The sequence below is a fragment of the Kitasatospora sp. NPDC127111 genome (assembly GCF_042677465.1).
GTDB lineage: Bacteria > Actinomycetota > Actinomycetes > Streptomycetales > Streptomycetaceae > Kitasatospora.
This window is the reverse complement of sequence record NZ_JBHXTG010000005.1, coordinates 139357-151686: the sequence shown is the minus strand read 5'-3', so window position 1 is coordinate 151686 and position 12330 is coordinate 139357. Positions and strand designations below refer to the sequence as shown.

The 12330-nt window shown below is 71.8% G+C and carries 14 protein-coding genes; 5 read left to right on the top strand and 9 right to left on the bottom strand.

Annotated features, from left to right (window positions below):
• Positions 1-78 precede the first annotated feature (78 nt).
• The 3 genes from ACFVHB_RS05580 to ACFVHB_RS05570 are packed head-to-tail and all read right to left on the bottom strand — an operon-like array spanning position 79 to position 1826.
• On the bottom strand, positions 79-768 hold the full coding sequence (locus ACFVHB_RS05580) for an SDR family oxidoreductase (RefSeq protein WP_380315522.1): 690 nt from the start codon (positions 766-768) through the stop codon (positions 79-81).
• A 13-nt stretch (positions 769-781) separates the two neighbouring features.
• On the bottom strand, positions 782-1306 hold the full coding sequence (locus tag ACFVHB_RS05575) for a TIGR00730 family Rossman fold protein (RefSeq protein ID WP_380315519.1): 525 nt from the start codon (positions 1304-1306) through the stop codon (positions 782-784).
• Between the two features lie 55 nt (positions 1307-1361).
• The gene (locus tag ACFVHB_RS05570; protein ID WP_380315588.1) at positions 1362-1826 is read right to left on the bottom strand and encodes an NUDIX hydrolase; all 465 of its coding nucleotides are present in this window, start codon (positions 1824-1826) and stop codon (positions 1362-1364) included.
• Positions 1827-1843: 17 nt separating this feature from the next.
• Here ACFVHB_RS05570 and ACFVHB_RS05565 point away from each other — a divergent pair, with 17 nt between their 5' ends.
• From ACFVHB_RS05565 to ACFVHB_RS05550, 4 genes are all read left to right on the top strand, one after another.
• Positions 1844-2623 carry a GntR family transcriptional regulator gene (locus ACFVHB_RS05565; RefSeq protein ID WP_380315516.1) on the top strand — a complete coding sequence of 260 codons (780 nt, stop codon included), beginning with the start codon at positions 1844-1846 and terminating at the stop codon, positions 2621-2623.
• 138 nt (positions 2624-2761) lie between these two features.
• Entirely contained in the window at positions 2762-3211 is a 450-nt protein-coding gene (locus ACFVHB_RS05560; RefSeq protein WP_380315513.1) for an ATP-binding protein, read from the top strand.
• Between the two features lie 349 nt (positions 3212-3560).
• A complete protein-coding gene (locus ACFVHB_RS05555) occupies positions 3561-3707 on the top strand; it encodes a hypothetical protein (RefSeq protein ID WP_380315510.1) in 147 nt (48 codons plus the stop codon).
• Positions 3704-4879, top strand: a complete 1176-nt coding sequence (locus ACFVHB_RS05550) for a methyltransferase domain-containing protein (protein ID WP_380315507.1) — start codon at positions 3704-3706, stop codon at positions 4877-4879. Before ACFVHB_RS05555 ends, ACFVHB_RS05550 begins: the two co-directional genes overlap by 4 nt.
• Before the next feature lie 45 nt (positions 4880-4924).
• Here ACFVHB_RS05550 and mnmA read toward each other — a convergent pair whose 3' ends face one another.
• Together mnmA and ACFVHB_RS05540 are read right to left on the bottom strand one after the other, a co-directional pair.
• Positions 4925-6061: a tRNA 2-thiouridine(34) synthase MnmA gene (mnmA, locus tag ACFVHB_RS05545; RefSeq protein ID WP_380315504.1), complete on the bottom strand. Its 1137-nt coding sequence runs from the start codon at positions 6059-6061 to the stop codon at positions 4925-4927.
• 60 nt (positions 6062-6121) lie between these two features.
• Complete coding sequence (locus ACFVHB_RS05540; RefSeq protein ID WP_380315501.1) at positions 6122-7303, bottom strand: cysteine desulfurase family protein; 1182 nt, start codon at positions 7301-7303, stop codon at positions 6122-6124.
• 187 nt (positions 7304-7490) lie between these two features.
• Between ACFVHB_RS05540 and ACFVHB_RS05535 the strand changes: the two genes are divergently transcribed.
• Positions 7491-8246 carry an IclR family transcriptional regulator gene (locus ACFVHB_RS05535; RefSeq protein WP_380315498.1) on the top strand — a complete coding sequence of 252 codons (756 nt, stop codon included), beginning with the start codon at positions 7491-7493 and terminating at the stop codon, positions 8244-8246.
• Here ACFVHB_RS05535 and ACFVHB_RS05530 read toward each other — a convergent pair.
• From ACFVHB_RS05530 to ACFVHB_RS05515, 4 genes are all read right to left on the bottom strand, one after another.
• Positions 8182-8841 (bottom strand): trimeric intracellular cation channel family protein, encoded by a 660-nt coding sequence (locus ACFVHB_RS05530; RefSeq protein ID WP_380315495.1) that lies wholly within the window; start codon positions 8839-8841, stop codon positions 8182-8184. The two genes, ACFVHB_RS05535 and ACFVHB_RS05530, sit on opposite strands and share 65 nt — an antisense overlap.
• A 207-nt stretch (positions 8842-9048) precedes the next feature.
• Complete coding sequence (locus tag ACFVHB_RS05525; protein ID WP_380315492.1) at positions 9049-10146, bottom strand: ABC transporter ATP-binding protein; 1098 nt, start codon at positions 10144-10146, stop codon at positions 9049-9051.
• A 34-nt stretch (positions 10147-10180) separates the two neighbouring features.
• Positions 10181-11248: an ABC transporter ATP-binding protein gene (locus ACFVHB_RS05520; RefSeq protein WP_380315489.1), complete on the bottom strand. Its 1068-nt coding sequence runs from the start codon at positions 11246-11248 to the stop codon at positions 10181-10183.
• A complete protein-coding gene (locus ACFVHB_RS05515; protein WP_380315486.1) occupies positions 11245-12255 on the bottom strand; it encodes an ABC transporter permease in 1011 nt (336 codons plus the stop codon). Before ACFVHB_RS05515 ends, ACFVHB_RS05520 begins: the two co-directional genes overlap by 4 nt.
• Positions 12256-12330 lie beyond the last annotated feature (75 nt).

Below are 12330 nucleotides of genomic sequence, written 5' to 3'. Positions count from 1 at the left end.
GGTGTCGGTTCCTCTCCCGTCGGTGCGTCGTGGGCGCCGGGCGGGAAGCGGCCGGGGCCCCCTGCCCGCGCGGTCCTCCTACTTCCCGGGGCGGACGGTGATCTCGGTGATCTCCGCGTCCCGCGGCAGGTCGAGCGCGGTGAGCAGGGCCCTCACCACGGACTCCGGGTCGATCCAGCGCTCGGCGTCGTACGCCTTGCCCTCCTGCTGGTGCACCTTCACCTGCATCGGCGTGGCCGTGCGCCCCGGGTAGACCGAGGTGACCCGGACGCCGCCCGCGTGCTCCTCCTGGCGCAGCGAGTCGGCGAGCGCCTTCAGGCCGTGCTTGCTCGCCGCGTACGCCGACCACTCGGCGCCCGCGCTGAGGCCGGCGCCGGAGTTCACGAACACCACGTGGCCCTTGGCCAGTCGCAGCGAGGGCAGCAGCAGCCTGGTCAGCTCGGCGGGGGCGACCAGGTTGACGTTCAGGGTGTCCTGCCAGGCCTTGACCGGCAGGTCGCCGACCCGGCCGAGCTCCACGACGCCCGCCACGTGCAGCAGGGAGTCCAGCTCGACCGGCAGCGCCTGGTGGCCGAAGGCCCAGGAGAGCTTGGCCGGATCGGCGAGGTTGCCGACCAGGGTCTTCGCCGCGGGGAAGCGCTCGCGCAGCTCGGCGGCCCGGCGGGCGTCGCGGGCCAGCAGCCAGAGGTCGTCCCCGCGCTCGGTGAGGCGCTCGGCGAGGACGGCGCCGATGCCGGAACCGGCGCCGGTGATCAGATGTGCAGCCATGGTCCCGATCCTCTCAGGCCTTGAGCTGTTCGAAGACCTGCGCGGGGGTGTCGGCGAAGGTGATCAGCTCGCCGAGCGGGCGCGGCAGGAAGCCCTCGGCGTCCATCCGCTCCAGCTGGGTGCGCAGGCCCGCGTAGAAGCCCTCGGTGTCGAGGACGACCACCGGCTTGTCGTGCAGCACGTGCTTCTTGAGCTCCAGCACCTCGGTGACCTCGTCCAGCGTCCCGAGCCCGCCGACCAGGACGACGACCGCGTCGGCGCGCATCAGCAGCTGCGCCTTGCGCTCGGCGAGGTCCTTGGTCATGACGAGCTCGTCGGCGCCCTCGTAGCCCTTGTGCCTGAGCAGCTCGACGAGGATCCCGACGAGCTTCCCGCCGGCCTCCTTCACCCCGTCGGCGAGCAGGCCCATCAACCCGGCATTGGAGCCGCCCCACACCAGGGTGTGCCCGCCCTCCCCCAGCAGCCGGGCGAACTCGGCGGCGGGGCCGGTGTAGCGGTCGTCGAGGGAGTACGCGGAGCAGAAGACAGTGATGTTCATAGTGTCAACTGGTCTATCACGCGCCCACGCCCCCGCTCACCGGCTTTACGCCCTGCTATCCGACCAGGTGCCGGCCGTCATGGGTACGGACGCTGGGCGCGGCATCGCCCCGAAGAGCGTCCAGCAGCCGCACGGCGTACACCTCGGCCATCCGGTCGGACACCTCGGCGGGCGTGAGCCAGTCGACCGCGGTCGACTCGGCCGAGAGCTGCTCGGTTCCGCCCTCGGGGTGGCAGCGGAAGACCAGCGCGACGATTCCGCGATTCACGTTCTTGTAGACGCCGGTCAGCCGCTCCACGCCGACCTTGATCCCCGTCTCCTCGTAGATCTCGCGCCGCACGCCGTCCTCGACGGCCTCGGACAGCTCCAGCACCCCGCCCGGCGGCTCCCAGGCGCCGTTGTCGGCCCGGCGAATCGCCAGCACCCGGCCGTCCTCGCGCACGACTGCCCCCGCAACGGACACCGAGTGGAGTGGCGTTGACTGGGGCTTCCCGTCGCTGTTACTCATGTGCAGGAGAATAGGAGCCCTGAAGGACTATGGCGAGTGGTGACGTGGCCTCCTCGGCCAAGGCGAAGTATCTGCAGATCGCGGATGACCTCGCCGCACAGATCAAGTCGGGAGCCCTCACTGCTGGTGCGGCCGTACCGAGCGAAGCCGAACTCATGCAGCGGTACGGAGTCGCGTCCGGCACGGCCCGCAAGGCCGTCGCCGAACTCCGGACGGCTCAGCTGATCGAGACGCACCACGGCCGCGGTTCCTTCGTCCGCTCCCGCCCACCGGTGCAGCGCAAGTCATCCGATCGCTTTCGACGCGCCCATCGCAAGGCCGGCAAAGCCGCCTACCTCGCGGAGGCGGAGGTGTCCGGCGGCGTCCCGTCCGTGACCGTGTTGTTCGTCGGCCCCACCGAGGCCCCTCCGGAGATCGCCGAGCGACTGGATCTCCCCGTCGGTACCCAGGTGCTGGCGCGCAAGCGCCGGTACTTCCGAGATGGCGTACCGACCGAAGAAGCCACGTCGTACCTACCGTGGGACGTGGTGAAGGACATCCCGGAGGTCTTCGCCGAGAACCCCGGCGGCGGTGGCATCTATGCCCGCCTCGAAGAACACGGGCATTCCCTCACCGAGTTCACCGAATCCGTACGCGCTCGGCTGGCGACCAAGCCCGAGACCGCAGCACTGGCGTTGAGCCCCGGTTCGCCTGTGATCCATCTCGTCCGGGACGCGATCACCGCAGACGGCCGCGTCGTGGAGGTGTGTGACACAGTCATGGCCGCCGACCAGTTCGTTCTGGACTATCGGTTCCCTGCGCGCGACTGACGCCTGATCAACTACCCCTGCCCACTTCGGGATTCTCTCCACGGCGGCTTGACTCATGTACAGGAGTCGGGCACTCTTCTACTCGTCACTCCTGCACATAAGTACAGGATGGCGCCTCGTCTATAGGAGATGGTCGCCATGGCCACGTTTCCCGTGCAGCGCACGCTGTTGGAGGGCCGGACTCCTCCCCGTCTCGAATCGCCGCCGCTTCTGAGGGCGGATGAAGTGCTGCTGGCCTACCGGCCCGAATCGGTAGGCCAAGCCCGACGGCTGGTTCGACGCCAGCTGATGAACTGGGGGCTGCCCCGCCTGATCGACACCGCCGAGTTGGTCACCAGTGAACTGGTCACCAATGCGGCGAAGACGGGCTGCCAGCTGTTCATGACGGTCACCGTCACGCTGATCGCTGATGCCACCGTGCGGATCTCGGTGCGCGACGGGTCGCGGGCCCTTCCGGTGTTGATCCGGGCTTCGGACGACGACGAAGGCCATCGCGGGCTCGGCCTCGTCCACCAACTCACCAACGGGCGGTGGGGAGTCACGGTCGAGCCGCTCGGCAAGGTCGTCCACGCCGACATTGCTCGATGACTGCACCGCCGGTGAGGCAGTACTCCGACGACGTCGAAGCCGTCGAACCCATCCGTGTCTGGAGTGCCTACGCCGTGTCGGTGACGGCCCTCCTACAGCTCGCGGCTGTCGCGGTGGTGTTGTCCATGCGCGGCCACTGAATTCCCGCCCGAGCCGCCGGACCGGTAGCGCCAGGCAGATCAAGCCGGCAGCAACCAGTAACCACGACGACAGCGGAAACGTCCCCGCGGGCGGTCACGCGCCCTCGGGGAGCTGCTGCCCGGCATTCCTCCAGGAGGATGCGATGGGCGGCGAGGCAACACCCGGGCAGGCACTCGCCTGTCGGGCCGACCAGCACAGAGGAGCAGAGATGGGCAAGCACGGAGGCGGCTCCGGCGACGGCAAGGGCGGCGGGCAGCAGGACGACAGCAACAAGGGCGCCGGGCACGGCGGCGGAGGTTCGGACGAGGGCGGGAACACCTCCGACGGTTCGGCCCCGGCGGGCGGCGGCAAGTGACCGGCGAGACGCACAAGGAGGCGGGCCCCCTGGGGCTCGCCTCCGCGCTGGTGGCCGGCGGCGCCCTTTCCTCGGACTGGCTCCCCTCCTTCAAGGCAGTGCCCCGCGAGCTGTTCGTCCCGGACCGCATCTGGCCGGGCACCGCGAACGGCACCGAGCAGAACCCCGTGGTCCACCGCTCGCGGGACCCCGAGGCGTGGCGGAGAGCGGTCTACTCGGACATCCCGCTGACCACACAGTGGGACGACGGGGACCACGAGGGCGACGCACTCGGTACGACCCCGAGCTCGTCCAACTCCATGCCGACCATGGTCTTCTCAATGCTTCAGGACCTCGACGTGCGCCCGGGCGACCGGGTCCTGGAGGTCGGCACCGGGACGGGGTGGAACGCCGGCCTGCTGGCCCACCGGCTGGGCGGCTCCAACGTGGTCACCGTCGAGTACGACCCGGACGTCGCCCACCACGCCCGGGAGAACCTGGCCCGGGCCGGACTCAAGCCTGTCGTGGTCGAGGACGACGGTCGCTCGGGGTGGGCCGAGGGTGCTCCCTACAACCGTCTCATCGCCACGTGCTCCCTCCTGGAGATTCCTCCGGCCTGGCTGGAGCAGACGGCCCCCGGCGGGGTCATCGTCGCTCCGTTCGGCACCGAGTACGGCGGCGAACAGATCGTCCGCCTCACGGTCGGCGCGGACGGAACCAGCGCGAGCGGGCGGTTCACCCGGGGCTCCGCGTTCATGCGGCTGCGGCAGCAGCGCACGGACCGGCCGCCCTTCGAGAACTACCTGCACGGGCGGGAATGGCCGGCCGACGGGGTGCGGAGCACGACCGCCCTCGCCCCTCCGGACACCGGAGGGTGGTTCGAGCAGTTCGTCATCGGGGCCGGCGTGCCCGCCGCGTTCTGGCGCGCGGAACGCTACGAGGACGGCGCGTACACGCTGTGGCTCTACAGCCGGGACACCCTCTCCTGGGCCTCCGCCGAGTACGAGCGGGGTCGCACGGAGTACGAGGTGTACCAGTCCGGCCCCCGCAGGCTCTGGGACGAGGTGGCCGACGCGTACCGGTGGTGGGCCGACCAGGGCCGTCCCGGTTGCGAGCGGTTCGGCCTGACGGTCACCTCGGAGGGTCAGTACCTCTGGCTGGACTCCCCGGACAACCTGGTTCCACGGCGCTGAGCAGCCCGGCCGTCCGCTGCGGACGGCCGGGCCCTGAAAACCGGACTACGCGCGGACCGCCGGGCGTTCCGTGGTCGCGATGGTCGCGGAGCCGACGACGCGGGTGCCGTCGTACAGCACGACGGCCTGGCCGGGGGCGATGCCGCGGGCGGGGGTGTCGAGGGTGACGCGGAGCTCGCCGTCGACGACCGACGCCGTGACCGGCACCTCCTCGCCGTGGGCGCGCAGCTGGGCGGTGTAGCGGCCGGCCACGAGCTCCTCGGTGCCGCACCAGCGGGGCCGGATCGCGGTGAGCGCGGTCACGTCCAGGCCCTCCACCGGCCCGACCGTGACGGTGTTGTTCACCGGGGAGATGTCGAGGACGTAGCGCGGCTTGCCGTCCGCCGCCGGGCGGCCGATCCGCAGGCCCTTGCGCTGGCCGATGGTGAAGCCGTACGCGCCGTCGTGCTCGCCGAGCTTGGTGCCGTCCACGTCGAGGATGTCGCCGGTGGCGGTGCCCAGGTGCTTGGCCAGGAAGCCCTGGGTGTCGCCGTCGGCGATGAAGCAGATGTCGTGGCTGTCCGGCTTCTTCGCCACCGCCAGGCCGCGGCGCTCGGCCTCCTCGCGGATGACGTCCTTGGTGGTGTCGCCGAGCGGGAAGAGCGAGTGGGCGAGCTGGTCCGCGTCGAGCACGCCGAGGACGTAGGACTGGTCCTTCGCCGCGTCCACGGCCCGGTGCAGCTCGCGCGAGCCGTCCGGCAGGTCGATGATCCGGGCGTAGTGGCCGGTGCACACGGCGTCGAAGCCGAGGGCGATCGCCTTGTCGAGCAGCGCGGCGAACTTGATCTTCTCGTTGCAGCGCAGGCAGGGGTTGGGCGTCCGGCCGGCCGCGTACTCGGCGACGAAGTCGTCGATCACGTCCTCGCGGAAGCGCTCGGCGAGGTCCCAGACGTAGAAGGGGATGCCGATCACGTCGGCGGCCCGCCAGGCGTCCCGGGAGTCCTCGATGGTGCAGCAGCCGCGCGCCCCCGTGCGGAAGGACTGCGGGTTGGCCGACAGCGCCAGGTGGACGCCGGTCACCTCGTGCCCCGCTTCGACGGCGCGGGCGGCGGCGACGGCGGAGTCGACTCCGCCGGACATCGCCGCGAGCACGCGCAGGCGGCCGGTGGACGGAGTGGTCGGGGCACCCGGGAAATCAGTCATGATGCGTCCAAGCGTACGTGCTGCGCCGGCTGTTCCCCGAGCGGATATCGGCGCCGCGGCTCAGCGCCGGACCGACGCCAGGCCCGCGTTCCGCGCCCGCTGCACCACCGGGGCGATGGCCTCGGCGAGCGCCGCCACGTCCGCCCGGGTCGACGTGTGCCCGAGCGAGAAGCGGAGCGACGCCCGGGCCAGCAGCGGGTCGACGCCCATCGCCAGCAGCACGTGGCTGGGCTGCGGGACGCCCGCCGAGCAGGCCGAACCGGTGGAGCACTCGATGCCCCGCGCGTCGAGCAGCATCAGCAGCGCGTCGCCCTCGCAGCCGGGGAAGGAGAAGTGCGCGTTGGCGGGCAGCCGGCCCTCGGCCGCCGGGTCGCCGTTGAGGACGGCGTCCGGGACGGCGGCCAGCACCGAGGCGACCAGTTCGTCCCGCAGCGCGCCCAGCTCCACGGCGTGCTCGGCCCGCCGTTCGACGGCCAGCGCGGCCGCGACCGCGAAACCCGCGGCGGCGGGCGCGTCCAGCGTGCCGGAGCGGACGTCGCGCTCCTGGCCCCCGCCGTGCAGCAGCGGGACGGGGGCGGCACCGCGGGACAGCAGCAGGGCGCCGATGCCGTACGGGCCGCCGATCTTGTGGCCGGTGACGGTGAGCGCGGTGAGCCCGGACTCGGCGAAGGAGACCGGCACCTGGCCGAGCGCCTGGACGGCGTCGGCGTGCATCGGGATGCCGTACTCGGCGGCCACGGCGGCGAGTTCGACGACCGGCTGGACGGTCCCGACCTCGTTGTTGGCCCACATCACGGTGACCAGGGCGACGGACGCCGGGTCGCGCTCGATCGCCTCGCGCAGCGCCGCCGGGTGCACCCGGCCGAGCGCGTCCACCGGCAGGTACTCGACGGTGGCGCCCTCGTGCTCGGAGAGCCAGTGCACCGCGTCCAGCACCGCGTGGTGCTCGACCGGGCTGCTGAGGACCCTGGTCCGGGCCGGGTCGGCGCCCCGGCGGGCCCAGTACAGGCCCTTGACGGCGAGGTTGTCGGACTCGGTGCCGCCACCGGTGAGGACGATCTCGCTCGGGCGCGCGCCCAGCGAGTCGGCGAGCGACTCGCGGGCCTCCTCGACGACGCGGCGGGCCCGGCGGCCGGACGCGTGCAGGGAGGAGGCGTTGCCGACGACCCCCAGGTGCGCCGTCATCGCGGCGATCGCCTCGGGCAGCATCGGCGTGGTCGCCGCATGGTCCAGGTATGGCATAACCATCCGATTGTAGAGGGCCGCCCGGTGCCGCCAGGGCCACCAGCGCAATCCGGCCACGGCCCGGTGACGGAGGCCCACCGATCGGACGTCCGCGTCCGGTTCCGGTTTGGCCGGGTGCCGGGGCGAACCGTTAGCCTGACGATCCACCGCACATGGGGCCGAACGGGACAGGACTGGGGGAAGGGTGTCGCAGTCGGTCGATCGCGCGCTCACCATCCTCGGCTCCCTCGGCGACGGCCCGGTGACCCTCGAACAGGCCGCGACCAGCATCGGCGTGCACAAGTCCACCGCGCTGCGGCTGCTGCGCACGCTGGAGGAGCACGGCTTCGTCCACCGCCAGTCCGACCGCCGCTACCGGCTCGGCGGCCGGGTGCTCTCGCTGGCCCACCGGGCCCTGGAGGAGATCGACGTCCGGCAGATCGCGGCGCCCTACCTGGCGGCGCTGCACCGGCGCTTCGGCGTGACCGTCCAGCTCGCGGTGCTGCAGGACGGCGAGGTGCTCTACCTGGACGAGCTGGCCGGCCGGTGGCGGGCGGGTTCCGCCCGGCCGTCCCGGATCGGGCGGCGGGCACCGGCGGCCGGCACCGCGATCGGCCGGGTGCTGCTGGCCGGCCTGCCCGAGGACGGGCTGCGCGAGGAGGAGCTGCCCGCCGAGCTGGCCAAGGTCCGCCGCCAGGGCTGGGCGGCCGAGTCGGCCGAGCTCAGGGAGCCGGTGGCCTGTCTGGCCGCGCCGGTGGCCGGCAGCGCCGGACGGCCGGTGGCCGCGTGCGCGGTGAGCGCCCCGACCTACGAGATGGCCCCGTTCGAGCTGGTCCGGCTGCTGCCGGAGCTGCTCTGCACGGCCGAGGCGATCTCGCTGGCGTACGGCGGCTCGCCTACTCCTCGCTGGTGCGAGAACCGTTGCGGTGCCACGCCCGCGGTGCGCGCCAGCCGTACTTGAGGGCGAGCATCCGGAGCAGGAAGGCGGTCAGCGCGGCGGCGGTCCCGGTGAACGCGGTGAGGTGGTCGGCGGCGATCAGCGCCGCGACCAGCGCGGAGCCGACCAGCGCCGGGACGGCGTAGATCTCCCGGTCCCAGCGGAGCAGCGAGGGGATCTCGCCGGCCAGGACGTCGCGCATCACGCCGCCGCCGGCGGCGGTCACCATGCCGAGCGCCACCGCGGCGACCGCGCCGAGGCCGTAGTCGTGGGCCTTGGCGGTGCCGGTGACGCAGAACAGGCCGAGGCCGAGCGCGTCCAGGGTCTGCACCGCGCGGTTGATCCGCTCGACCTCGGGGTGCAGGAAGAACACCACCAGGCCGGCCGCGAGCGGGGTGACGAAGTACCCCAGGTTGGTGAACGCGGCCACCGGCGTGGCCCCGATGACGAGGTCGCGCATCACCCCGCCGCCCAGCGCGGTGACCTCGGCGAGCACGCAGATCCCGAAGATGTCCATGTTCTTGCGGACGGCGAGCAGCCCTCCGGAGAGGGCGAAGACGAAGATGCCGACCAGGTCGAGCGTCTGCTGGATGTCGGAGGGGAAGATCTGCGAGGTCACCGCACAACTATGGACCCGCGGAACCTTCCCCTCCGCATCGCGCCGGGCGGAGGCCCGGGCCCCCACCCGGGGCCCGGGGCGCCTCAGGCCGAGGCGAGCTCCTTCTCCCCCCGCACCCGACGGCGCGTTCTCCGGGCTGTGCTACTCGTTCCCCTCGCTCCGCTCCGGGCTGTGCTACTCGTTCCCCTCGCTCCGCTCCGGGCTGTGCTACTCGTTCCCCTCGCTCCGCTCGGGGCTGTGCTGCTCGTTCCCCTCGCTCCGCTCGGGGAAGTGACACGCGACCTGGTGCCCGGTCTTGAGCGCCGCGAGCGGCGGCTCCTGCGTGGCGCAGATCTCCTGGGCCTTCCAGCAGCGGGTGCGGAACCGGCAGCCGGACGGCGGGTTGATCGGGGACGGCACGTCGCCCTTGAGCAGGATCCGCTCCCGGCCACCCTGGTGCCGGCGGCGCGGGTCGGGCACCGGCACCGCGGACATCAGCGCGTTGGTGTACGGGTGCATCGGGCTGCTGTAGAGGGAGTCCCGGTCGGCGACCTCGACGACCTTGCCGAGGTACATCACCGCGACCCGGTCGGAGACGTGCCGGACGACCGAGAGGTCGTGCGCGATGATCAGGTAGGTCAGGCCCAGCTCCTGCTGCAGGTCGTCCAGCAGGTTGACCACCTGCGCCTGGATCGACACGTCGAGCGCGGAGACGGGCTCGTCCGCGACGATCATCTTGGGCCGCAGGGCGAGCGCCCGGGCGATGCCGATGCGCTGGCGCTGGCCGCCGGAGAACTCGTGCGGGTAGCGGTTGTAGTGCTCCGGGCTGAGCCCGCACAGCTCCAGCAGTTCCTGGACGGCCTTCTTGATCCCGCCGGCCGGCTCCGCCTTCTGCAGCCGGAACGGCGCGCCGACGATGGTGCCGACGGTGTGCCGGGGGTTCAGCGAGGAGTACGGGTCCTGGAAGATCATCTGGATGTCGCGGCGGAGCGGCCGCATCGCGCCGACGCCCAGGTGGGTGATGTCGGTGCCCTCGAACTCGATCTTCCCGCCGGTGGGTTCGTCGAGCCGGGTGACCAGCCGGCCCATGGTCGACTTGCCGCAGCCGGACTCGCCGACGACGCCGAGGGTCTCCCCCGCGTTGACGGTGAGGTCGATGCCGTCGACGGCCCGCACCGCGCCGGTCTGCCGCCGGAGCAGCCCGCCGCGGATCGGGAAGTGCCGGGTCAGGCCGGTCACCTTGAGCAGCGGCTCGCGGTCCGGCGCGGGGGTGGGCGCCGGGACCTTCTTCGCGGGTTCGTGGGCCGCGGCCTGAGTGTCCGTCATCGGTTGTCTCCAGAATGGTGGTACGAGGCCGGGCTCACAGCCGGGGCGCGATCTCTTCGGTGAAGATGCGGTGCCGGTCGGCGGCGGCGAGGTGGCAGGCCGCGTGGTGTCCGGGCGCGGCCTCGGCCAGCACGGGGGTCTCGCTCGTGGAGCGCCCGCCGGTCAGCTCGGCGTAGGGGCAGCGCGGGTGGAAGGCGCAGCCGGAGGGCACGTTGATCAGGCTGGGCGGGGTGCCCTTGACCGGGATCAGCCGGTCCTGAAGCTCGCGGTCGAGGCGCGGCATCGAGCCCAGCAGGCCCCAGGTGTAGGGGTGTTCGGGCGCGTCGAAGAGGGTTTCGGCCGGGCCGCGCTCGACGCACTTGCCGCCGTACATGACCAGGATGTCGTCGGCGAGCTCGGCGACCACCCCGAGGTCGTGGGTGATGATGATGACGGCGGAGCCGAACTCCTCCTGGAGGTCGCGGATGAGGTCCAGGATCTGCGCCTGGACGGTGACGTCCAGGGCGGTGGTGGGCTCGTCGGCGATCAGCAGCGAGGGGTCGTTGACCAGGGCCATGGCGATCATGGCGCGCTGGCGCATGCCGCCGGAGAACTGGTGCGGGTAGTCGTCCACCCGGCGGTCCGGCTGCGGGATGCCGACCCGGTCGAGCAGTTCGATCGCGCGGGTGCGGGCCTGCTTCTTGGTCGCCTGCGGGTGGTGCACCCGGTAGGCCTCGATGATCTGCGCGCCGACCGTGTAGTACGGGTGCATCGCGGTCAGCGGGTCCTGGAAGATCATCGCCATCTGGCGGCCGCGCAGCTGCCGGACGCGCTCCGGCCCGGCCGCGATCAGCTCCTCGCCGTCCAGCCGGATCTCGCCGCTGATCCGGGCCCGCTTGGAGCGGTGCAGGCCCATGATGCCGAGCGAGGTGACGGACTTGCCGGAGCCGGACTCGCCGACGATGCCGAGGGTCCTGCCCTTGTGCAGGTCGAAGCTGACCCCGTCCACCGAGCGGACCAGGCCGTCGTCGGTGTCGAAGTGGATCCGCAGGTCCCGGACGGAGAGGAACGGGTCCCCGGTCGGGGCGGCCGTCGGCGCCGGGGTCTTCTGGAGCTCGGTCACGACAGCCTCACCCGGGGGTCGACAGCGGCGTACAGGAGGTCAACCACGAGGTTGCAGAGGACGATGAAGAAGGCGCCGAGCAGGGTGACGCCGAGGATCTTCGGCAGGTCGTTGTCCTTGATGGCGGCGACCGCGAAGGCACCGACGCCCTGGAGCGAGAACACCTGCTCGGTGATCAGCGCACCGCCGAGCAGCAGGCCGAGGTCCATGCCGAAGATGGTGACGACCGGGGTGAGCGCGGAGCGCAGCCCGTGCTTGACGACCACCTTGCGCTCGATCAGGCCCTTGGCCCGGGCGGTGCGGATGTAGTCCTCGCTCATCGTCTCCAGCATTCCGGCGCGGGTGAGCCGGGCGTAGAGCGCGGAGTAGAGGAAGGCCAGCGAGATCCACGGGAGGATCAGGTTGCGGGCCCACATCAGCGGGTCGTCGGTGAAGTCGACGTACTGGAGGTTGTCCAGGATCGGCCACTCGTAGCTGAAGAGCGTGAGCAGCAGCGCGCCGGTGAAGAAGACCGGCAGCGAGACGCCGGCCAGCGCGATGCCCATGGAGAGCCGGTCGAAGATCGACCGCGGCTTGAGGGCGGAGACGACGCCGGTGGCGACGCCGGAGGTCAGCCAGAGCAGCGCGGCACCGATGGCCAGCGACAGCGTGATCGGGATGCGCTTGGTGAGCTCGGGCCAGACCTCGATGTGGTTCTTGAACGAGTAGCCGAAGCAGGGCACGTGGCAGGTGGCCGCGTCCGGACCGAACTTGTACTCGGCACCGGTGACCAGCGCCTTCAGGAAGCGCCCGTACTGGACGTAGATCGGCTGGTCGAAGCCGAGGTTCTTCTTGACCGCCGCGATCGCCTCGGGGGAGGGGTTCTTCCCGATGTACTGGGTGGCCAGCTGGTCGGGCGTCTCGCCGGCGAGGCGCGGCAGCAGGAAGAAGATCGCGAAGGTGACCGCGCTGACCACCAGGAGCAGCACCACGGCCGCGAGCGTCCTGCGGAGGATGTAGGCAAACACAGTTGGGCGGCTCCGGCGGCCCGCCGCCGTCCGGGATCTTCCGGACGGCGGCGGGCGCCGCTGCCTTCACCTGCC